This window comes from Parabacteroides sp. AF27-14 (genome assembly GCF_003635425.1).
Lineage (GTDB): Bacteria > Bacteroidota > Bacteroidia > Bacteroidales > Tannerellaceae > Parabacteroides > Parabacteroides distasonis.
In genome coordinates this window covers 13369-36386 of sequence record NZ_QTLZ01000035.1, presented here as the reverse complement: position 1 = coordinate 36386, position 23018 = coordinate 13369, and the positions used below count along the sequence as shown (strand labels likewise).

Annotated in this window: 22 protein-coding genes; 7 read left to right on the top strand and 15 right to left on the bottom strand. The window is 46.3% G+C overall.

The features are described 5' to 3' along the window. Window positions 1–136 precede the first annotated feature (136 nt). From deoC to mnmG, 6 genes are read right to left on the bottom strand one after another with little or no spacing between them, the layout of a single operon-like run. Window positions 137–1075, bottom strand: coding sequence for a deoxyribose-phosphate aldolase (gene deoC / locus DWY79_RS21130; RefSeq protein WP_122370340.1), 939 nt, complete (start codon window positions 1073–1075; stop codon window positions 137–139). Between the two features lie 4 nt (window positions 1076–1079). Beyond that, window positions 1080–1412, bottom strand: coding sequence for a nucleotide pyrophosphohydrolase (locus DWY79_RS21125; RefSeq protein WP_008778912.1), 333 nt, complete (start codon window positions 1410–1412; stop codon window positions 1080–1082). Window positions 1413–1414: 2 nt separating this feature from the next. Beyond that, window positions 1415–1867: a D-aminoacyl-tRNA deacylase gene (dtd, locus tag DWY79_RS21120; RefSeq protein WP_005860440.1), complete on the bottom strand. Its 453-nt coding sequence runs from the start codon at window positions 1865–1867 to the stop codon at window positions 1415–1417. 27 nt (window positions 1868–1894) lie between these two features. Beyond that, window positions 1895–3730, bottom strand: coding sequence for an excinuclease ABC subunit UvrC (gene uvrC, locus DWY79_RS21115; protein ID WP_005863805.1), 1836 nt, complete (start codon window positions 3728–3730; stop codon window positions 1895–1897). Then, window positions 3727–5364, bottom strand: a complete 1638-nt coding sequence (gene ade / locus DWY79_RS21110) for an adenine deaminase (protein ID WP_122370344.1) — start codon at window positions 5362–5364, stop codon at window positions 3727–3729. Before ade ends, uvrC begins: the two co-directional genes overlap by 4 nt. Window positions 5365–5408: 44 nt before the next feature. Further along, window positions 5409–7286: a tRNA uridine-5-carboxymethylaminomethyl(34) synthesis enzyme MnmG gene (mnmG, locus tag DWY79_RS21105; RefSeq protein WP_122370338.1), complete on the bottom strand. Its 1878-nt coding sequence runs from the start codon at window positions 7284–7286 to the stop codon at window positions 5409–5411. Between the two features lie 118 nt (window positions 7287–7404). On the opposite strand from mnmG, the gene DWY79_RS21100 reads away from it, so the two are divergent. Continuing rightward, window positions 7405–8553: a metallophosphoesterase gene (locus DWY79_RS21100; protein ID WP_122370336.1), complete on the top strand. Its 1149-nt coding sequence runs from the start codon at window positions 7405–7407 to the stop codon at window positions 8551–8553. 145 nt (window positions 8554–8698) lie between these two features. Then, window positions 8699–9337 (top strand): porin family protein, encoded by a 639-nt coding sequence (locus DWY79_RS21095; protein ID WP_122370334.1) that lies wholly within the window; start codon window positions 8699–8701, stop codon window positions 9335–9337. Here DWY79_RS21095 and DWY79_RS22860 read toward each other — a convergent pair. From DWY79_RS22860 to DWY79_RS21080, 4 genes are all read right to left on the bottom strand, one after another. After that, complete coding sequence (locus DWY79_RS22860; RefSeq protein WP_199705260.1) at window positions 9310–9483, bottom strand: hypothetical protein; 174 nt, start codon at window positions 9481–9483, stop codon at window positions 9310–9312. The genes DWY79_RS21095 and DWY79_RS22860 overlap by 28 nt on opposite strands. Window positions 9484–9503: 20 nt before the next feature. Then, entirely contained in the window at window positions 9504–10310 is an 807-nt protein-coding gene (locus DWY79_RS21090; protein WP_005860454.1) for a KilA-N domain-containing protein, read from the bottom strand. A 53-nt stretch (window positions 10311–10363) separates the two neighbouring features. Further along, window positions 10364–10792, bottom strand: coding sequence for an rRNA maturation RNase YbeY (gene ybeY, locus DWY79_RS21085; protein ID WP_122145704.1), 429 nt, complete (start codon window positions 10790–10792; stop codon window positions 10364–10366). Between the two features lie 90 nt (window positions 10793–10882). After that, entirely contained in the window at window positions 10883–12112 is a 1230-nt protein-coding gene (locus DWY79_RS21080) for a nucleoside recognition domain-containing protein (protein WP_005863819.1), read from the bottom strand. Window positions 12113–12196: 84 nt separating this feature from the next. Between DWY79_RS21080 and DWY79_RS21075 the strand changes: the two genes are divergently transcribed. The 5 genes from DWY79_RS21075 (at window position 12197) to DWY79_RS21055 (ending at window position 16109) form a co-directional block, all read left to right on the top strand. Continuing rightward, window positions 12197–13156 carry a 2-hydroxyacid dehydrogenase family protein gene (locus tag DWY79_RS21075; protein WP_122370332.1) on the top strand — a complete coding sequence of 320 codons (960 nt, stop codon included), beginning with the start codon at window positions 12197–12199 and terminating at the stop codon, window positions 13154–13156. After that, window positions 13153–13860 carry a DNA alkylation repair protein gene (locus DWY79_RS21070; protein WP_048926921.1) on the top strand — a complete coding sequence of 236 codons (708 nt, stop codon included), beginning with the start codon at window positions 13153–13155 and terminating at the stop codon, window positions 13858–13860. Before DWY79_RS21075 ends, DWY79_RS21070 begins: the two co-directional genes overlap by 4 nt. A gap of 1 nt (window position 13861) precedes the next feature. Then, a complete protein-coding gene (locus tag DWY79_RS21065; RefSeq protein WP_122370330.1) occupies window positions 13862–14608 on the top strand; it encodes a TIGR02757 family protein in 747 nt (248 codons plus the stop codon). A 6-nt stretch (window positions 14609–14614) separates the two neighbouring features. Beyond that, complete coding sequence (locus DWY79_RS21060) at window positions 14615–15217, top strand: TIGR00730 family Rossman fold protein (protein WP_005863826.1); 603 nt, start codon at window positions 14615–14617, stop codon at window positions 15215–15217. 61 nt (window positions 15218–15278) lie between these two features. Beyond that, on the top strand, window positions 15279–16109 hold the full coding sequence (locus tag DWY79_RS21055; protein ID WP_122370342.1) for an MBL fold metallo-hydrolase: 831 nt from the start codon (window positions 15279–15281) through the stop codon (window positions 16107–16109). Between the two features lie 8 nt (window positions 16110–16117). Here DWY79_RS21055 and DWY79_RS21050 read toward each other — a convergent pair whose 3' ends face one another. From DWY79_RS21050 to DWY79_RS21025, 5 genes are all read right to left on the bottom strand, one after another. Further along, window positions 16118–16315 carry a hypothetical protein gene (locus DWY79_RS21050; protein WP_226766821.1) on the bottom strand — a complete coding sequence of 66 codons (198 nt, stop codon included), beginning with the start codon at window positions 16313–16315 and terminating at the stop codon, window positions 16118–16120. 271 nt (window positions 16316–16586) lie between these two features. After that, window positions 16587–17243 carry a hypothetical protein gene (locus tag DWY79_RS21040; RefSeq protein ID WP_122370328.1) on the bottom strand — a complete coding sequence of 219 codons (657 nt, stop codon included), beginning with the start codon at window positions 17241–17243 and terminating at the stop codon, window positions 16587–16589. Between the two features lie 457 nt (window positions 17244–17700). Next, a complete protein-coding gene (locus DWY79_RS21035; protein WP_122370326.1) occupies window positions 17701–18891 on the bottom strand; it encodes a cyclically-permuted mutarotase family protein in 1191 nt (396 codons plus the stop codon). Window positions 18892–18894: 3 nt separating this feature from the next. Next, on the bottom strand, window positions 18895–20970 hold the full coding sequence (locus DWY79_RS21030) for a GDSL-type esterase/lipase family protein (protein ID WP_122370324.1): 2076 nt from the start codon (window positions 20968–20970) through the stop codon (window positions 18895–18897). Between the two features lie 21 nt (window positions 20971–20991). Next, on the bottom strand, window positions 20992–23010 hold the full coding sequence (locus DWY79_RS21025) for a family 20 glycosylhydrolase (RefSeq protein WP_122370323.1): 2019 nt from the start codon (window positions 23008–23010) through the stop codon (window positions 20992–20994). Window positions 23011–23018 lie beyond the last annotated feature (8 nt).

Sequence of the window (23018 nt, the reverse complement as noted above, 5' to 3'; positions counted from 1 at the left end):
ATGAACGGGCAGCATAACAAAAAAGAAGGTATCCTTTTCAGACACCTTCTTCGATGCCAAGGTAAGTTAACTGACTTTGAGAGTGCTTACCGGACACAGGATTCTAAGTCATCTGCGCCCGGTTTATTAGAATGGACTATTTCCCGAGTCGTTTTTCTATATCACCGACCAGACTGCTCGCTCCTATACGGAACAAATCCTTGTTCAGCCATTCGTTGCCCAGTATTTCCTTTACGATCGTATAATATCGAACTGTGTCTTCCGCCGTGCGTACGCCTCCGGAGATCTTGATGCCAACCTTGTTTCCGGTGATGGAATGGTAGGTTTTGATGGCTTTGCACATGGTATAGGCGGCCTCGAAAGTGGCTCCCGGGTATCCTTTACCCGTGGAGGTCTTGATGAAGTCCGCACCGGAATACATGGCTAGGATGGATGCCTTTTGGATGTTCTCCGCTGTGACTAAAGCTCCGGTCTCTAGGATTACCTTTAAATGGGCGTGGCGACAGCTCTCTTTGATCTCTTGTAACTCTTCCGTCAGTTCCTCGAAATTGTCTTCCATGAAATAGCCTAGGTTCATGACAACGTCGATTTCATCGGCTCCTTGCATGACGGCCATGGCCGTTTCGGCGATCTTGACTTCCGTAAATGTCTGTGAGGATGGAAAACCTCCGGCAACCGACGCGATCTTAACCTCTTGTGCGGTAAGTGCCTGCTTAACCGTTTCCACGAATAGGGGATAGACGCAAATAGCGGCTACGTTCGGGACATCCGGACGAGTTCCCTCGAAATCATTTACCGTGTCTACCATCTTCCAGATACTTTCTTTGGTATCCAGACTGGTTAATGAGGTCAAGTCGATGCAACCATGAATCGTTTTCAATACTTCCGGTGTAAAGTTTTCTTGGAAATGTTTCTCTAAAAGAGCGTTTACAGTCTCAGTGGCCTGGGTATCCGGCAGGGCCGGCTCAAACTTATTGAAAGCTTCATGATAACGGTCTATCTGTACGGAATTTGATTCGTGTTCATGTTCATGATGATGATCATGTCCACATTCGCAATCGTGATGATGTGCCATATGCTTATAGTTTTTGATTGTTTATATGTCGTTCTTTATCTCGGTCTGTTTTCTTTTGGAGATTCTTCTCGAAAGCGGCGGTAAGATCTACTCCGGTCTGGTTGGCCAGACAGAGCAATACCCATAACACATCCGCCATTTCATCGCCTAAATCCCGGTGTTTGTCACTTTCCTTGAAAGACTGCTCACCGTAGGTACGTGCCATGATCCGGGCTAGCTCGCCCACTTCCTCGGTGAGGATGGTCATATTGGTAAGCTCATTGAAATAACGGACCCCATAGGTCTTGATCCAAGCGTCTACCATTTGCTGGGCTTGTTGTAAGGTTATATCTGCCATACTTATTCTTTATTTTGAGAGTCGATAATAATAGTAACCGGCCCGTCGTTTAAAAGTTCAATTTTCATATCAGCTCCGAATGTTCCGGTTTGTACAGGTTTTCCGAGTTGAAGCCCTACCTCTTCGCAAAAAGCTTTATACATCGGAATGGCGATATCCGGTTTAGACGCTTTTAAGTAGGAGGGGCGGTTCCCTTTTTTCGTAGAGGCGTGTAAGGTAAATTGGCTGACAACCATGATTTCGCCTCCCGCTTCGATAACCGAGCGGTTCATGACCCCGTTTTCATCGTCAAATATGCGTAGGTTGGTGATCTTTTTTGCCAACCATTCAATGTCTTCTTGCGTATCCTTGTCCTCGATACCGACTAATACCAATAACCCCTTTCCAATTTTGGACTTAAGCTGTCCGTCTATCGTGACGGAAGCGTGCTGCACACGTTGTGTAACTGTTCTCATCTTGTTCGCTTTTTGTTCGCTTTTGTTCTATTTTTGTTCGCTTTCTGTTCGCTTTCCATCCAGTCCCTCTTGTAGTGCCTTGGCTTTCGCTTCGCCAATCACGGATTTCAGTTCCTCGAAGCTTGCTTCCTTGATTCGTTTTACGCTTTTAAAGTGACGTAAAAGTAATACTTTTGTCTTTTCACCGATACCCTTAATGGTGTCTAATTCGGATTTTGTCTGGGTCTTACTTCGTTTATCCTTGTGGAAAGTGATGGCGAAACGGTGTACCTCGTCTTGTATCCGGGTAAGCAGATGGAATAGCGGACTGTCCAAACGCATGCCAACGGTTACGGGTGGGAACCCGAATAATAACTCCGAGGTCCGGTGCTTACCATCTTTCGCTAGTCCGGCGATTGGAATGGACAAGCCTAATTCATCTTCTACCACCGAGCGAACCACTTCCATTTGCCCCTTTCCACCGTCTGTTATAATCAAGTCGGGTAGGGGAGATCGCTCCTCGATCGCTCGCCCGTAACGCCTACGGACGACTTCTTTCATGGAGGCGTAATCATCCGGACCGACTACGGTCTTTATATTGTATTTACGATACTCCTGCTTGGACGGTTTCCCCATCTTGAATACCACGCAAGCCGCTACCGCATCGCTTCCCTGTATGTTTGAATTATCGAAACATTCGATATGAGCGGGCAGTTTTTCCAGATGCAAGGCCTCTTGGATCTCTTTCAAGATACGGGTATTCCGTTGTTCCGGATTCAACTTTTCCGCTTGCTTCAAGCGGTCTACCTTAAACTGCTTAACGTTCATCTCGGATAAATCAAGCAGTTTCTTTTTATCTCCTCTTTGGGGAATGGTGAAAGTGACATTCTCTAGTTGCATATCCAGCTTGAAGGGTACGATAATCTCCCGGGCGGTGCTTTTAAAACGATTCCGCATCTCGATAATACCGAGGCTTAACAATTCCTCCTTGGTCTCGTCCAATCGTTTTTTATACTCGAATGTATAGGCTTGTACGATCGCCCCGTTTCCGATATGCATAAAGTTCACATAAGCGGAATGGTCATTCTCTATGATCGTGAATACATCTATATTATGTAGCATCGGGGTTACGACCGTAGATTTAGAACGGTAGTTCTCGATGACTTCGTATTTTTCCTTGATCTTTTGCGCTTCCTCGAACTTGAGCTCGGCAGCGAGCGATTGCATCTCCTCATAGAGGTGTTTGCTAATTTGCGAGATGTTGCCTCGCAGAATCTCTTTGATCTCGGAAATATTTTGCTGGTATTCTTCCAATGATTGCAAGCCTTCACAAGGCCCTTTACAACGCTTGATATGGTATTCCAGACAAACCTTATAGCGTCCTTGTGCGATGGATTCGGGAGTGAGGGGATATTTGCAAGTGCGTAAAGGGTAAAGTTCCTTTAGCATCTGTAGCATCACTTTCGCCGTGAACAAAGAGGGATAAGGACCGTAATATTGCGATCCGTCCCGAACGATGTTCCGGGTTTGGAAAACCCGGGGAAAGTACTCGTTCTTTACCACGATGGAAGGGTAGGTTTTGTCGTCCTTCAATAATACGTTATAGCGGGGACGATACTGTTTGATGAGGTTGTTTTCCAGTAGTAACGCGTCTTCTTCCGTATCGACGACTATATATTTGATATCCCGGATTTGTTTGACTAACACACGTGTCTTATTGCTGTCATGTACCTTGTTGAAATAAGAGGATACCCGTCGTTTTAGGTTCTTCGCCTTGCCGACGTATATAATCGTTCCGTTTTCATCGAAATACTGGTAGCATCCCGGCTTTTCCGGAATGACCGATAGGATCGTCTTGATATGTTCGTCTTTATCGGCTATCATACGAATAGGGGAGTAAATTGGAATGTCTCGCTATTGAACAAACCTTTGTTGCTAAGTTTCAAGGATGGGATCACCTGCAATCCCATAAAAGAAAGCGTCATTTGTAATGAATCCATCGGGGTCTTTAACCGTTTGATCTTTTCCTCGATCTCTTCGTAACGGCGGCTCGTCTCTTCCAATGATTCGTCGCTCATCAATCCCGCTACCGGCAAGGGCAGGAGAGTGACTTCGTCCATACTGCTTACTGCGATTCCACCTTTAGCCTTTATTACCGCATTGATCGCTTGCATAAGCTCGAAATCGGTTACGCCTATAGCGATGATGTTATGGCTATCGTGGGAAATACTTTGAGCGATGGCACCGAGCTTGAGCCCTGTTCCTTTTATAAAGGCAATAGCCGGAGGAGCCGTTTGATAGCGATTTAGAATGACGAGTTTTAAAATGTCTCGTTCTGTATCCGATTCTACAAATCCATCGAATGTATGTACAGGATATAGTTCTTCTTTCGTGATTAATTCGCGGTCTTCGCAAACAATGACACGCATCTGTTTTCCTTTCGCTTTTACCGTTAGCTTTTCTAATGGAATCGGTTTCGTGTGGAAATTATTGCGGAGTATAGGTTTGTGGAAAGGAAGCGTGCATTTCTCTCCATCGTATACACAGGTTCCTTGTATATAGGTTGCCTGTATGGTTAGATCCTTTAAATTGTTTACTTGGATAAAATCGGCGGAGTCTCCCTCTCGTAAGAAACCTACGGGGATTTTATAGTGCATGGCCGGATTATAGGAAGCGGCCCGTAATACATCATATAGATCATATCCTAAATCCAGCGATTTTTTTACCATCCTATTTATGTGTCCTTTGTTTAAAAAGGAAGGATGTGCGTCATCCGTACAGAACATGATTTGTTCGGGATACTCTTTCAATAGCGGATGAAGTGCGTCAAAGTTTTTCGCTGCGCTTCCTTCCCGAATAAGAACATGCATCCCAAGCTCACATTTCTCACGGCCTTTTTCTAGATAGATGGTTTCATGATCGGTGGAAATGCCAGACTCGATATATGCCTTTAGCTTGGGGCCTGTTGCTAGGGGATAATGTCCGTCAATGGGTTTCCCTGCGTTTTTCGCGGCTTCTATTTTGCGCATAATTTCCGGATCTTTATTTAAGACTCCGGGGTAATTCATCATCTCTGCCAAGAAGTGTATATCCTCTCGTTCCAACAAACGAGTGGTTTCGTCTGCGTCTATGATCGCACCGGAGGTTTCCGTAATCGTAGCCGGTACGCAAGATGGGACACCGAACCATGTGTAGAAAGGAATCCCTTTCGCATTGTCGAGCATATATTCGACTCCTTCGGTACCCATTACATTCGCTATCTCATGAGGGTCCGCCACGGCACCGATACTGCCATGGCGTACGGCTGCGTGAATGAATGCCGCAGGGGTTACCATGCTACTCTCTATATGGACATGCGCGTCAATAAAGCCGGGGAGGAGGTAATATCCCTCATCTTGTCCGGTAGGGATTACCTTTCCGATATGCCCGTTTAGGATTGAAATCTCTGCCCCGAAGGTGCGCCTGTTGATTATATCTACCAGATTTCCTCGTATAACCAGTGTTTTAGCTTCATTCATTTGAATATCTCCTTTAATATGTTTCACGTGGAACATTCCGTGTTTTATCTTCCGAGCAGTACCAAAAGGATGTTGATGTCGCTAGGGGAAATACCCGGGATACGGCTTGCTTGAGCGATCGTGTCGGGGTCTATCCGGGTCAATTTCTGGCGGGCTTCCGTAGATAAAGACTGGATAGAATTGTAATCGAATTTACCCTTGATCCGGATATTCTCTAAGCGGTTTATCTTGTCCGCTATGATTTGCTCTCGCTTGATGTAGCCGCTATACTTAATCAATATCTCGGCGGCCTCGATGATCTCTTCCTTACGAGAGGCCGGGACTTTGTCCAGCTCCGCACGAAGGGCCGGAACTAGATCCGCTAGGTTCTCTAAGGTAGTCTGCGGACGGAGTACGACATCGAATAATTTGCAACCATGGGATAGGGGGGCTGTGCCCAGTTTCTCCAAACCGCTATTTATATATTGAGGCTTTACGGAGTAGGTCTCCGCAAAACGGATGATAGCGTCACGGCTCTCTTTTTTCTCTTTCAGTAAATCGTAGCGGTCTTGTTTGGCCAATCCCATTTGGTAGGATTTTTCGGTGAGTCGCATATCCGCGTCGTCTTGGCGCAGTAAGATGCGGTACTCCGCACGAGAGGTAAACATACGGTAAGGCTCGTCTACGCCTTTTGTTACCAAATCGTCGATAAGGACACCGATATAAGCCTCATCCCTTCCGAGGATAAAAGGTTGTCCGCCGTGGCAATTGATGTGGGCGTTGGTACCCGCTACCAAACCTTGTCCACCGGCTTCCTCGTATCCGGTAGTCCCGTTGATCTGTCCGGCAAAGAAAAGATTGCGGATTTGTTTGGTCTCCAAATTATGTCTTAGCTGAGTCGGGTCGAAGAAATCATACTCAATCGCATATCCGGGACGATAGATTTGCACGTCACGGAAAGCGGGGATCGCTTGGAGCGCACGAAGCTGGATATCCAAGGGTAGGGAAGAGGAGAAGCCATTTAGGTAGTATTCCTGCGTGGTCTCGCCTTCCGGCTCTAGGAATAGTTGATGCTGCGTCTTGTCGGCGAACGTCACGATTTTCGTTTCGATACTAGGACAATAACGGGGACCGATACTTTTGATCTGTCCATTATAAAGAGGAGAGTCGGGGAGACCTTCCCGTAATATATCGTGGCAAGCCTCGTTCGTAAAGGTAGTCCAGCAACTCAATTGTTTTAATTTACGATAACTGGTATCCATGTAAGAGAACTTATGGAAATCGTTTTCCCCCGGTTGTTCCTCCATTTCATCGAAGTGAACGCTCCGGCCATCGATACGGACCGGTGTTCCGGTTTTCATACGATCTGTTTGGATACCTAAAGAGATAAGTTGCTCGGTAAGTCCGGTCGCCGCAGGCTCGGCGATACGTCCGCCCCGTATCTGGGTTCTTCCGATATGAAGCAAGCCGTTTAGGAAGGTCCCGTTCGTGAGCACCACCGCTCCGGCACGGAATACGACATTCATTCCCGTACGAACGCCGCAGACTTGTCCATACTCGATAATCAGTTCTTGAACCATATCCTGCCAGATGGATAGATTCGGCATATTCTCCAGTATGCCCCGCCAGCAATCGATAAAACGGGCACGGTCGCTTTGGGCACGCGGGCTCCACATGGCCGGTCCTTTGCTACGGTTTAACATACGGAATTGAATAGCGGTCTGGTCGGTCACGATTCCCATATATCCGCCTAGCGCGTCGATCTCTCGTACGATCTGTCCTTTGGCGATTCCCCCGACTGCCGGGTTACAACTCATCTGGGCGATCTTGTTCATGTCCATCGTGATCAAAAGCGTCTTTGATCCTAGATTCGCGGCGGCGGCGGCGGCTTCACAGCCGGCATGTCCTGCGCCTACTACTATTACGTCGTAATTGAAAGTCATTTTTATTCCCTTTTATTTTACGCGAAGATAGTGAGTGTTCGTGAAAGAATTCGTTTATATTTGTATAATAAATACATACATTGTTTTCAGGTTTAACGAACTAAAGATTTAAGCTGCTATGAATTCTATTCAATGCCGTATCCTTGTTTTCCTTGTTTTACTGACCTCTTGCTTCAGTCCGGTTTGTGGGAAAGATAAGAAACCTCGTCAAGCGATCGAGAAGTTATCGATCGATGGTCCCTATCTATTGAAAGCGGATGATGGTAGTATGCGTGCGATATCTGTAGATGGGAAAGGCCGGTTATTGGATAAGCATTATAAAAGTATACCTACCACCTTTTCATTCGAGGTGTTTTCTGATAACGGGGAGAGATTGTTTCCGGTAACCATACACTCCGTCTCTCGTCCGGAATGGAAAGATGTGCAACCTGAGAAGACGTTTGTTCTTTCAGATCCACATGCGAACTGGTCTTGTTTCGCCTCCTTGTTAAAGGCGGGAAAAGTGATCGATGCGGACTATAATTGGATTTTCGGGGCCAACCAATTGGTGATAATCGGTGACGTCTTTGACCGGGGCGTCGACGTACTCCCTATCTATTGGTTGATCTACAAGTTGGAGAAAGAAGCGGAAGATGCCGGTGGAAAAGTGACTTTCTTAATCGGAAATCATGAGACCATGGTTTTGGGAAATGATTTGCGATACGTGAAGAAGAAATATACTCAATTGGCGGATACTTTAGGAATGACCTATCCGGAGCTTTGGCAGAAAAGCGAGTTGGGACACTGGTTGAAAACTCGTAACTCGATACAAGTGGTCGGAGATAATCTGTTTGTCCATGCCGGGTTGAGCAAGGAATTTTTAGACAGGAATTACGATATCCCTACCGTGAATGAGATCGTGAGCGATGGCCTCTTCTTAACGAAAAAAGAACGTAATGCAGATAAAGGCTCCGATCTTTCTTTTATGTTCGCTACGTATGGACTGATCTGGTATCGGGGTATGGTACGTAGCGCGGATAAGTATCATCCGCTAGACCGGGATGATTTGCGGAAAATATTAGAGAAATATAATGTGAACCGCATCTTTGTAGGTCATACCATTTTCGATGATATCACGACTTTCTATCATTATAAAGTGATTGCCGTGAATGTCGATAATCAAGAAAACAAGGAGAAGGAACGAGGCCGTGGCGTTATGATCGAGAAAGACGGTTCTATGTTTGTCGTATATGATTCCGGAAAACAAGAGCCGTTATTAATCGAGTAATATTTGGTGCTTGAGCTGTCAAGGCTGCTACCATCATGGTGGAGGAAGAAGTGCCTCCCCTAATGTGAAGTAATGAGATAGGGAGTGCAACTTTTATGTATCTTAAATCATCTATAAATATAGATATGTTTTAAATGTAGGAGTTATGAGAAAAGTTGTATTACTGTTTATCTTGTTTGTTTTTTCTTTGTCGCGAGCCGATGCTCAAGAGTTCCATTTTATTCCTAGGATTGGCTTGAATTTGGCAAATACTTATCCCGAAAGTTTTGCGGACATGCGTCCGGGGTTAAATATTGGTGTGGCGGAGGAAATACGTTTTAGTAAACTGTTTGCTTTAGAACCGGGTGTTTATTATTCTATGCAAGGTTACCAAAAAGAAAACGCTAAAGGCGAGACAGCCCGGCTAAAGGCGGATTATTTAAATATTCCTATTTACGCTAAATTTTATTTGTATCGGGGATTCCATCTTTTCGCGGGCCCACAAGTTGGCTTTAATGTAAGGGCGAAAGCTTCGAATTATATTTTCGTCTCGGGTCCTACTCCGGTGCACCAGAGCGAGTACGATTTCTCCGGTGATAAAAAAGAAGAGATCCGGAATTGCGATTTCTCTGTTTCAATGGGGCTTGGCTATACCTTTGATATGGGATTAGTTATCTCCGCCAATTATAATTTAGGATGTACTCATTTCTTTAAGGAGCCGGAATACTCATTAGGTGGAAGCAATCATTTTAGGGGAAAAGATCATAATGGGGTTATTCAATTCAATCTAGGATGGCGTTTCTGATCTCCAGTAAATCGTGAATTAAGAGAGATCGCTTGTTCCTCGTTCAGCCTTGCGGCATGGCTACGCAGGCTATGAACTGCTTTCAGGCATTGCTCGTCCGTGGCGTAGCAATACGTGTAATCGTAAGGTATGTCTTCTGTTTTCATGTTGTCTGTATTATTTTTATTTATTTCAACAATAGTCTGCTCTCAACCGCCTCTAATATCTTCATTTGCTGGATCGCTATTTGATTAAGCTTTATTAGTCGTTCACGCTGGGTAAGTCCTTCATCAATAAATACAGCATTCAGGCTTTCCATATTCGATAAACAGATAAGTTCATTAATAGTCGCATAGTCACGAATGTTACCTTTTAATTCGGGATTGGCTTCTCGCCATTGTTTAGCGGTTGTGCCGAATAGAGCGACATTAAGAATATCGGCTTCGTTTGCGTATATAAAGCTTACCTGTTGCGGGGTTAACTCTATGGGGATGAGATTATGCTTGATAGCGTCGGTATGGATGTGATAGTTTATTTTGGAGAGTTCTCGTTTGGCAGTCCAGCCGATTTGTTTCTGTTCCTCTTCTTTTAGGCGTTGAAACTCTTTAACGATATATAATTCAAATTCAACAGAGATCCAACTTGCGAATTTGAAAGCTATATCCTTATGAGCAAAGGTGCCTCCATATCTTCCGGATTTGGAGATAATACCAATTGCCGCTGTTGTATTTATCCATTTTTGTGGAGAAAGGGTAAAAGCATTTAACCCTGCTTCCTTTTTAAACCCCTCGAATTCGAGGGGTTTAAAATTAGGATTATATAAACTTTCCCATATACCTAAATATTCAATGGTATTACGATTACGCATCCAATTGCCAATTACTGCTGTCGGATCATCGCTTTTGTACTTTGCGATGTCGGTAAGTGAGATATAGTCATTCTTATTTATAGATATGATCATGACACTTGTATTTTGGACTGTGATTTTCTCCATAATTTTCTTCAGATAAGATTTGTAGTATAAATTTGTTTCTGGTTAACATCTCTTTACCGACATTCCTCCGGCAAGATCGCTAACGCTCTGTTCTCGTTTTCCTCCATGATCTCCCGCTCGCCGGGGCCTTTGTCGTTGATACCGCAAAGATGCAGGACGCCGTGGATGATGGTGCGGTGTAGCTCCTCGTTGTAGTCCGTGTGGAAAGTCTCCGCATTTGTCCTGACCGTATCGAGGCTGATAAACAGGTCACCCGAGATCTTATTTCCTTCCGTATAATCGAAGGTGATGATATCCGTGTAATAATCGTGTTGGAGATATTGGCGGTTTACCTCCAATATCTTCTCGTCGGAACAGAAGATATAGCTGATATCTCCCGTTTTCTTTCCGTATGTCTCGGCTACTGCCTTGACCCAGCCGCTAACCGCTCTTTTCTTGATTGCCGGAAGCTCGATATCTTCGGCGTAATATGCTATTGCCATAAGGTCTATTTATCGTATTGAAATTTCGTTACAAATGTAATCATTCGATTTTAAATAGATTCATTTCAAATCTATTGATTGCATAGAATGTTAAAAGAACAGATAAGCCATCGCTATCGCCGCTATCGCCCCGGCCAGATCCGCTAACAAGGCGCATTGTACTGTATAGCGGGTATTACGGATACCTACGCTACCGTAGTAAAGAGCAACTACATAGAATGTCGTATCGCAAGAGCCCTGAACGATGGATGACAGGCGACCGACGAAAGAGTCCGCTCCATACGTGTTCATGGCGTCCAGCATCATGCCCCTAGCCCCGCTCCCGCTTAACGGTTTCATCAACATGGTAGGCAGCGCTTCCACGAAATCCGTGTTGAGCCCTATCGAAGCAATGCCGAAACGAACGCCTTGTATGATGAAATCCATCGCTCCGGAAGCCCGGAAGACACCGATACCTACTAGGATAGCTACCAGATAAGGAATAATCGTTATAGCAGTCTGGAAACCTTCTTTCGCCCCTTCTATAAAAGCATCATATACATTGATCTTTTTACGCATGCCGCTGATGATAAATCCGCAGATAATGGTAAAAAGAAGCGTGTTGGCGAATAAAGTCGAATACAAGGAAACTTGCTCCTGTTCCATCGAGTTGAATAACCATACCAGGCCTCCGATAAATAACCCCAGTCCCCCGAAAAACAGGATTAGGTTCCGTTGGAGGATATTGATCTTCTGCCGTACGCAAACCGCTAAAATAGCGACTAGGGTTGATGTGAATGTAGCGAGCATGATTGGCAGGAATACGTCTGATGGATTCGCCGCTCCTAACTGCGCCCGGTACATCATGATGGTGATCGGGATCAAGGTCAGTCCCGAGGCATTGATGCATAAGAACATCACCATGGAGTTGCTGGCGGATTCTTTATTCGGGTTTAATTCCTGTAACTGTTGCATGGCTTTCAATCCCATTGGCGTGGCGGCATTATCCAGTCCCAGTAAATTTGCCGATAGGTTCATGAAGATAGAACCGGTCACGGGATGGTCTCTTGGGATATCCGGGAAAAGCTTGCTGAATACGGGAGCCGCCAATCGTGCGAACGCTTGTATCACCCCCCCCTTCTCTCCGATCTTCATGATGCCCAGCCAAAGCGACAAGATCCCCGTTAATCCTAACGAAATCTCGAAACCCGTCTTGGCCGAGGCGAAAGAAGCGTTGATAATCTCGGTAAAAACAGCGGTATCCCCACCTATGACCAATTTACCGATAGCCACTACAAAAGCGATTAAGAAAAAAGCGATCCAAATATAGTTTAGTACCATAATAAATATATATTGGTCACAAATTTAGGAATTAATTGCCAATTGATTTGTATTTTTGCTTTTTGAATAACAAATAGATCCAAGATGAAGATATTAGTGACATACGACATGTTCCGCGAGGGATTTACCGAGTTGGAAAGTAAGTACGAGGTAACCTTTCCCGAAGGAAGAGATTTTACGTATGAGGAGGTTTTCGAGATGATACCGGAGTACGATGTGCTCTGCTCCATGTTCGATTTCCCGGTAAACAAAGAGTTGATCGACCATGCGTCGAAATTGCGGCTGATCGCTAACTACGCCGTTGGTTATAATAATATCGATGTGGCCTACGCCCTCGAGAAAGGCTTGACGGTGGCGAATACGCCTGATCCTGTCACGGCCCCTACCGCCAATATCGCTTTAGGCTTGATGCTGGATACCGCCCGGCGTATCACGGAATGTGATCGTAAGCTGCGTACGCTTGGTAAGGATATGAAGGTCGGTGTACTGGAGAACCTCGGTATGCCGGTTACCGGACAGACCTTGGGTATTATCGGTATGGGACGTATCGGCAAGGCTTTAGCGAAACGGGCGAATGCTTTGGGCATGGATGTGATCTACCACAATCGCCGTCAGCTTTGCATCGAGGACGAGACCAAATTGAATGTTACCTACGTCTCCAAGGAAGAGCTTCTGGCGAAAGCCGATTTCGTATCCTTGAACGCCCCTTACACCCCCGATACCTATCACATCATCGGCGAGGAGGAGTTCAAGCAGATGAAACCTTCCGCTATCTTGATCAACACGGCCCGCGGTCCGTTGGTAGACGAGCATGCCTTGGTAAAAGCCTTGCGGGAAGGTACGATTCATGGTGCCGGTTTGGATGTATTCGAGTTTGGAGACTATCCTCTCCCCGAGTTATTGGAAATGGACAACGTGGTATTAACCCCTCATATCGGCACCCAGACGATGGAAACCCGTATCATTATGGCACGCACGGTATGCAACAACGTGATCGGGTTCTTGGAGGGCGATCGTCCCGTATCACGGGTACTCCGGCCATGACGGCGGCGTTTATCCTATCCGAGCTACAGTCGGTCGGTACACCCGAGAAGGCGGTTCATTTGAGCCGTTTTTTCAAGACTGGTCCCGGTCAATATGGCGAGGGCGATCAGTTTCTCGGGGTGGTTGTCCCGCAAACCCGTAGCATAGCGAAGGCTAATAAGGCGACTCCTTTCGATGAGCTGCAGCTGTTGCTGGATAGTCCGTGGCATGAGGCACGTCTATGTGCCTTGCTGATTTTGGTCTATCGTTTCCAGGATCGGAAAGTGATGCCGGAAGAGCGGGAAGCCATCTTCCGATTCTATCTGAAGAATATGCGGCGTTGCAATAACTGGGATTTGGTAGACTTAACCTGTCGGGATATCGTCGGCGAGTATTTGGTGGACAAAGATCGTTCCCTCCTCTACCGTTTGGCGGAAAGCGAGAATTTATGGGAACAACGGATCTCGATCGTCTCTACGTGGGCATTTATCCGTCGGAATGATTTTGGGGATACCTTGGAGTTATCCGAACGGTTGATCGGTCATAAACACGATTTGATGCATAAGGCGGTTGGGTGGATGCTGCGTGAGGTCGGCAAAAAGGAGCGGCAGACGCTTACCGATTTCTTGGAACGCAACGCTACTCGTCTTCCTCGTACGGCGCTTCGTTATGCTATCGAGCATTATCCGGAACCCGAGCGGCAATATTTTCTAAAGAAGAAATAACATGGATACAAAGACCATCTCTTTACTTCGTGAATGGGCGAAAATGTACAATACGGAATCGTTTATCAAGGATGATCCGGTGCGATTCCCCCATCGGTTTACGGAGAAACGGGATATTGAGATATCGGCTTTCCTGACGGCGTGGATCTCTTACGGTCGCAGGGCGCATATTCTCCAAAAAGCGGAAGAGCTACACCGGCTGATGGGCGAAAGTCCTTACGAGTTTATCCGTACCGGAGAGACTTCTTTCGCTCCCCTACGGAACCGCCCGGTTCGCGGGCGGGATACCTTTTACCGTTTTTATACCTATCATGATCTGCATCTCCTTTGTTGTCGCCTAAAGGATATATACGATACCTACGACTGTATGGAAGACGCTATGGCCGCCACCGGTCCTTGCGAAGATCCTATCTTGCGGTTGCGACAACTTTTTGCTGATCTCAATGGCATTCCGGTCTTGCACGGGACTTCCGCTTGTAAGCGTTTGGCGATGTTCTTGCGTTGGATGGTGCGTACGGATGGTATCGTCGATCTCGGTATCTGGAGAACAGCCGTGCATCCCCGCCAATTAATCATCCCGTTGGATACGCATGTGCACCAGATCTCTTTGCGCTTGGGCTTGACAGGCCAAAAAACCGCTACCCTTCGTACGGCCCGTGAGATAACGGACGCATTGGCGAAAGTCTTCCCCGATGATCCTTGTCTGGGGGATTTCGCCTTATTTGGCTACGATATAAATCAAGAATAAAAAGATATGGAAGAAAAGAAGATAAATAACATCTCGTCTGTTTGCGTGTATTGCGCATCCAGCACGAAGATTCCCCCGGTTTATTTTGACGCCGCCAAGGAATTGGGGCGTCTTTTGGGGGAGCGAAAACTACGGGTAGTCAATGGTGCCGGGAATATCGGTTTGATGTGCGCTGTCTCCGACGCTGCGTTAGCGGCTGGTGGAACGGTAACGGGCGTTATCCCCCATTTTATGGTGGAGCAGGATTGGTATCATAAAGGCTTGACTGAGTTGATTGAGGTCGAGACGATGCACGAGCGTAAACAGCTCATGGCAAATCTCTCGGATGCGGTGATCGCCCTTCCCGGTGGATGCGGTACATTAGAGGAACTTCTGGAGATCATCACTTGGAAACAACTCGGTCTCTACCTCAATCCGATCGTAATCCTCAATATTAATCATTACTATGATCCCTTGTTGGAACTTTTGAGGAACGCCATGAACGAGAATTTCATGCGTCCCCAGCACGCCAAGATGTGGGCGGTAGCCGACACGCCGGAAGAAGCTATCCGTCTCATCCACGCCGAGCCGAAATGGGACGCAAGCCTTCGGAAGATCGCGGCGATTTAATACTATTAGGCGAAAGGAGACGCAGCACGCTACGTCTCTACAATTAAAAATGAATATGATAATGAAAAAACTAGGTTTATTAATGATGTTGTTGATCCTGTCAAGGATCGCTTTATTCTGCCAGCCACAGACGGCAGGCATCGAGGAGAAAGAAGTGCTTAAGAATGAAGATGTGATTTTCCATCAGATTGATGAGCATACATGGTTTGGAACAGGTCATTTAATGGCGAACGAGAGCCTGTATTTGGTCGAGGGAGAAACGAAAGCGATCTTGATTGATGCCGGAACAAAGATCAAGGATTTGGATAAGCTCGTGGCTTCCATCACGGATAAGCCGGTTACGCTGGTCGCCACGCATGTGCATCCGGACCATACAGGCTCGGCTATCGATTATTTCCCGGAGATTTATATCAATCCGGCTGATACAATATGTATACCGGAATTTATGCCGAATTATAAAGGCAAAGTTTGTTTCCTTGAAGACGGTGAAATCCTAGATTTAGGTGGGCGTATCCTAGAGATAGTCTTTACTCCCGGGCATACTCCCGGCTCAACCACTTTTGTGGATAAGGATGCCGCTTATGGTTTTAGCGGCGATTCGTTCGGCTCCGGTAATCTATTGCTGGGAGTTGACTTCTCTACGCTCATATCTACTTGTAAGAAGATGAGTGCGGTGATCGAGAAATATGATATCAAATACCTCTACCCCGGACATTATTTCGGAATGAACAAGGAAACCCCTCAACGGGTAAAAGACATGATCACGATGAGCGAGGATATCCTGTCCGGAAAAGTGCAAGGCGAACCTAATCCGAGTGGGATGTTGGGGTTAGACCGGGTGTATACGAATTATGGTGTCCGTATAAATTATAAAGAAGAAAGTATGAAATGAGGGGACCTTTAGATTCTGAACCCGATTTCACTGATAATCTTCAATTCAAGCAATTTCTCCAATATTAATCTATCCATATGAGAGTGAGCGGTTTTTCCGTGTGCTAACTTATATACACGGAAGCCGCTGACATTGAATTCTTTCCCTAATTGATCATACAAGCTTTTCTTGTTTGTCTTAAACCAGTAATTAAATAAGTTCTTCATAATCCGACTTTTGTAATTATCTTTCATTGTACGTTGTTAAAGAGCGTATTTTTACCTACCAGAATTGTAAGCGATGAAAACGAATAGCTAAAACGATGGTTTAAGCTAGTCGTTTTAAAGAAGCACTTAGGAATGAAGATGTGCTTTTCCATCAGATTGATGAGCGTACATGATTTGGAACAGGAAATTTAATAGCAAACGAGAGCCCGTATCTAGCCGAGGGAGAAACGAAAACGATCTTGATTGATGCAGGATAAAGAAAAATGTAAACTTAATGTAAATAAAGTATTGGTTTCTGGGAGAAATGAAACAGAGGCGAGTCCATTATGTTTCTTTTAAATTCTTGAATATTTTCCATAGTAGAATCTTCTAGTAATATTAATATAACATTGTTTTCTATATTAATTTCAAAATTACTTGTTTTTAGATTTTCCTTTAATAAGTACTTATTGCGATTAAAGACTGTATTTAATTGGTTTAGTGTATCTCCGAGCATTTTTAGAGAATACGAACATTTCTTTATTTTGAAATCTTTATTACCTATTCTGTTTATAATATCACTTTTTGTATATATGTTGTCTAGTGAATCTACTATATTCACGAATAATAGGTTATTCTTATTTATATAGCTTCCTCCATAATATAGAGGAAAATCAAAATTTCCAGTTTTCCTGTAAAAACTATGATCAAGACGGATTTTCTTTTCTTCTAATATCTTGAATATAGAGTCTTTTCTGAATATAGAATCTTTTTCTATGAGAAATTGTAAGTTCTTATTTTCAATAGTTGTTTCTTTATTTGTGTCTATTATATATGCTAAATTCTTCTTGTCTTGATTATTTGTTTGTTGAATATCATTTTCTTGTTGTTGATGATTACCTGAACAACTTATCAATAGTAAAATGAATATTTCGAAATATATTTTCATATACAAAATTATATTACACAAAGGTATGTAATTAATGGCAATTATGTACCTTTGTGTAATTGAAATCTTCTTTTCCCATCATGGCCAATAATGTGCTGCAATTTGAGGCGTATCCGGATGTATAGGTTATCGCATACTTATTTTTAAGGTAGGCTTATTGTATATTTCCATATACGCTCTTGTTTCCTGTCGTGTGATTCTGTAAAAACATGTACGTGTTTCCCGAAAAACATGTACGACTTTTTCCAAAAACACGTACGTGTTTTGCGGAAAGTATAATCGTCTTTTTAAGATGTTTATGTTCAATGATTTATATAAGAACATTATTTACGTGCTTATTGTCTAGGATTTACCTTGGGATACGTATGCTCTAAATAGACTCCGGATACTTAAAATCGGGTGGAAAAAGTAAACAGGGATCGTTGGCAAACTTACCAGCGATCCCACTAAATCCCTATTATAATTTCGCTTGATTCACTTGCGGCGTGCGGATACCCGGTTTCAATTCTCCGTTGATGATGGTTAATCGGCCATCTTGGATAACCGCTCCCGCTCCGGCACGGGCCAACTGCTCATATTCGCCCAGATCGCTCCATGCTTTCGTGGATAGGTCGTATTGAAGTAAGGTGGTATTGAATCGGTACCATTCTACCGGATGGTGCATATAGGCCTTGGCTTCGGCTTGCAGGCGGGTAATGGCCGCTGAATCTCGCGCCGCCTCCGCTTTCGCTAAATGGATCGGTCGGGCGATGGCGGCTAGGAAACAATCGTAGTTCACACCTCCCATAAATAAGATTTTATCCGTTTGGAAAGTCACGGCACAGCCTCCTGTTAGGGTACGGTTCGTTCCGTCCTTAAACGGGGGAAGAACGGTCTCTCGTTGCCAGGTAAAAGTTGCCGGGTCGAATACCAATACATCCGTTGGGGCGATCGGTTCCTCTTCGTTTAGGATGGGCTGGAAGCCTCCGGCTAGATAGATACGTGTGCCGTTGGGACTTTCTCCGGTCGCTAATACCGGCTGTACACGGGCTGCTCCCGGGAAGTCCGGTAGTTGTTCCCATCCCTTTTCGATATTCGCTAGGTTGAGGCGTAAGAAGGTATGGCAGGGCTGTCCGTTCTCATTTCCCCCTGCTACGTAAATCTCCTGTCCGGTAAAAGCGGCCGAGAGATTATCCATTGGAGACGGTAAGGAGGGTAAGGCGCAAACCGCTACCTCTCCTTTCGTGGGGTTATAGGAGATGCGGGAGACCTCTACCAAGGAAGAATCACTGTTGTTTCCTCCGATGCAAACGATACCTTCCGGGGTGGAAACCGTAGCGCCGTAGGCGACGGGACGAGGCAGTCGGCCGATCTCTTTCCAGCCTTCAGGAAGAAGGACGAATATCTCGCTATAATATCGCTTGGCTCCTCCCTCGGTGACGGGTTTGTCCGGAAAGTTGCAACCTCCGGCAACGATCAATACGCCGTTATGGATGCCGGCGAACGGGGCAGAAACGCCAAGGGAAGCCGTATCGGCTGCTCCCGGTAGATCCGGTAATTTTGTCCAGTTTATCATGGTGTTCTGTTTTTTAGATACAGGCTGGCCGCATCCCGCTACGCAGAGTAGCAGGAGGAACAACCAGCCGGTGATTTGTTGTTTATTATGCATAGCTTATTCTTTTATTGCCCGGAACGTAGAGGCCGGCATGCCCGCCTCGTTTACAAGATTCGCTCTCGTGAAGGGTTGCCAGCCGTAGCGTACCAGCTTCGGGTGAGTCACTTGATCGTTCCACACCTTTACTTTCCCGTTCTCTATCACGGCTTGCGCCGGATAGTAAAGTCCTTCCTGCTCGGCGACCTCGAATGTACGGATGGGGTCCCCATCGGAAGTTGTCAAGTCCTTTGCGTAATCGAAAGTGATATAGGCGGCGTTATCGGTAAACGTTGCGCTGCGGAACAAAGGGCCGGATGGGATTACGTTATGTCCGTAGGTCTTGTTCAAGGCCCAATATGCCAGTCGTTCGCCAATCTCTTTTTTTCGGGTAGGGTGAACGTTTAAAGAATCCCCGCGATCGCTACTAACGGCCATACCCGTATTCGATACGGTTTGCGCCAGACGGCGTTGGCTGTCCCTGAACCAAGTCCAACTCGGGCGGTCTATGCTGGATAGTTGGACATAGTAGAAAGGCAGGTCTGCGTTCCAATTCTGGCGCCAGCTGTTCACCAATAACGGGAATAATCGTTCGTGTACTTCCATATTATGGGCGTTCGATTCTCCTTGGTACCAAATAATCCCTTTGATGGGATATCGATGAAGGGGTTGGATACCCGCCTCGAACAGATAACAAGGCTCATACGGATGGCGTTGGAGCGGGTTGGACGCTTGTTTGATGTTTAAGGCCGCCCGTTCACGTACCCAATCTTGGATAAAGTCGTTCTTCGTCCAATCCTGTAAGATATCCGGAAACTCGAATTCCAGTGTTTTCCGGTCGATCCATGCCTCCGTAGGCGAGCCGCCAACAGCGTTCAATATCAATCCTACGGGTACTTGTAAGCTATCGGCCAGCATACGCCCGAAGGCAAATCCTATGGCCGAGAAGCGTGCGGTATTCCGCGTGTCGCATACTTCCCATTGGGCGTCGTGGTAATATTGCAGGCGGTTCAATGAATCCAGTACGGAAGCGTCCCATTCCACGGCGTAGGTCTCCCAGCGGGGCTTTAGGTCGAATAAACGGATTTGCGAGTGTTGTTTCACGTAATCCAATTGTTGCTGTTGTTCTTCCTTTACGCTCTCGTTTACCCGGAACGCCATGTTGGATTGTCCGGAGCATAGCCAGACTTCCCCGGCTACTACATCCCGATAGTTCAGCGTGCGGCTGGGGGTAGAAACCGTTAAGGTATAGGATTTCCCGCTTACCCGTAAGGGATCGAGCGTGACAGTCCATTTCCCGTTCGTACCGGCTACGGTCTCCTTCCTTTGTCCGGCGAGGGTAACGGTTACTTTCTCCCCTTGGTTGGCGATGCCAGATATAGGAAGCGGTTGATCCCGTTGCAAGACCATCCGGTCCGAATAGATGGCAGGAAGCTGTAATCCTCCGTAATCGCCGGTTAGCGCCCCATAAACGGTGCGGGCCAAGATACCGGCACCTTCAGCGTTTGGATGCAATGCGTCGGGCAATAGATCCGGACGGTCATATAATCCTTCCTGCAAATCGACCAAGGTCGCGCCGGCTATCCGGGCGATTTCTTCGATAAGCGCTTGCTCCATCCAGTACCAGTCTCTTGTACCGGATTTAAAACGAGGATGGCGGTGAGATATCGGAGTCATACGGCAAACCCATACCTTGCATTTCGGATTGGCTTTCCGGAAAGATTCGATCAAGGAAAGATAATCCCGAACGAAATCGTCCCGGTAATTCGGCCATGCCCGAGGGTCCGTATCGTTCAATCCCAGATGGATGATCACGTAATCCCCGGCAAACCTCAGTGCCTTTTGATACGCCTCTTGTTGGGTATAAGGACGATATCCCTTGTTTAATAAAGTAGCCCCGCTATGCCCGAAGTTCTCCACTTCGTAGGCATCTCCAAGCATCTGTTGCAATTGGACCGGGTAGCAGTTTGTTTCCCTGTTCTCGATTCCGTAGCCGTAGGTCACGCTATTACCTACGCAAGCCACCTTGATTCTTTGCGCTTGCCCCATGAGAGCGAAAGCGAGGAAGATGGATAAGATTCCTATTATTTTTCTCATTTCATTCAACCGAATTAGACGTTATTTAAGTTGTTTATCCGGAGAGTAAACCAGTCCTTCCACCGCTTTCTCTCCATCCGGGGTGACGCAAACGAACGTAAACATCCATTTCACCAGACGGACCTCGGGGGTATTGAACGTACCGACCGGAAGCTTCATGAACACCTTGTTCCAGCCTTTTTCCAGATGGACCGGGGTTGGTTTACGGCTTACGCAGTTCTCGTTCCCCAGTGGGATCTCATTGGACTTCTCCCGGTGGGTAGCGGTCCATACGGGGGGCGTTATCTCTTGATCATTTACCCAGATACGGCTCTCTTTATAATCCCATTTCCCTTGTGAGGGAGGAAGATCCATCTCCGAGCGCCCGTAATTCTGGAATTCGATCCACGCCCCTACGTCTTGCGTCTTGGGCGAATAGATCCAAGTCCATGCGTAAGCGGTATGATTCGGCTGCGGGTCCTTATAGACACCGGGAACCAGCGGTCCCCAGACATGGCGCAGGTAGATTCCGGCACCGATGGCGTCGTGCGTGCCGTAGCTTTTCCCTTCATAGGTATATTGCGTCTGAAGCGCCTTTTCCGGAGGGAAAGAGCGGGTCAGTTCCCCATCATTCGGGAAAGGGTCGGTGATACGCCATCTCACGTTGGTTTGCTTGACGTAGGCGAACGGGTATCCTTGGAAATGATGTTCTTTATGCCATAACATCCGCCGCTCAAAATCGACAAATGCCTTATGCTCCTCGTTATCGGGATCGATAGGCAGCATCGTTCCGTTCTTATCGAAATATTGATAGCCGCCGCCCAACCAAGAACGTTCGGCGATCGCTAATAGATTCGGATACAAATTATTCTCCCGGATCAATTTGTCCTCCGGCTGTACGATCCGGTCGTGCCATACGGCAAGGATCGTACCCGCCAAATCATGGCTTCCTTGCGGTTCATTGTAAATACGGCTGGGGTACAAGGCGATTAAGTCGGCGAACGTATCAAAATGGTTGATATAATGGAAACGGGAGTCGATCGCAGGAATGCCCGGTCGTGCTTTTCCCCGGTAACTCCACATTTGCTCCATGTCGATCTCACCCGGTTTGTACTTCCATCCCGGGTTCCAAGAGATCACTTGTTTCCCTTTCGCACGGATATAAGCGACCATCTCGGGTACGAACTTCGGATTGGTAAACTTTACCTCGTCCGTACCGATATGTAAGTAAGGAACCTCCTCGAATACCTCGCAAACCTCATCCATCAATAGTTTTAAGATCGCCATACCCTCCTTGCCCTGCATATCATGACGGAACGCCCGGATGAAAGCGTCGCTATGCCCCGGCATATCGATCTCCGGGATCAATAGTACGTTATGCTCCTTGCAAAAGCGAACCAGCTCCTTTGCCTCCTCGATCGTGTAATATTTTCCGGGCATACGGCTCATATTGCAGCTGTCGTTCAGCATCGGAAAGATCTTGCTCTCCAGACGCCAAGCTTGGTTCTCCGTGAGATGCCAATGAAATACGTTCATCTTGTAGCGGGAAAGTACCTCGATCTCCCGTTTCAGTTCTTCCATGGAGATATAGCTCCGCCCTACGTCTTGCATGAATCCTCGTATGCGGAAAGCAGGCCAGTCGGTGATCTCGCAACCTTGGATGGAATATTGGTTTCCTCGTCGCTCGGTCAGTTGGCGTAAGGTCTGTATCGCCCAATAAGCCCCTTGCTCGGACACTGCCCGGATGGTTATGCCCCGGGAAGAGACGCTTAGTTGATAAGCCTCCTCGGAGTTGAGGGGGATTCCGTCCAATTTGTCAACCAAGGAAACCTCTATCTTGTATCGGCTGTCCGGTTGGACGCTTACCGGCAGCTCCTCCAAGAATTCCATTAGGATGGAACGGAGTTTCCCTTCGGAAGAAACCGCGATTTCCTTCGGATGGAACGAAGCGTTTGTCCGGACGTATTTTTGGGGCAAGGGCAATAAAACAGGATTCCGGGCCTGTAAAGACCCGGAAATGCCTATATATACAATAAGAATAAGATTCAGTATTGATCTCATAGATTGTT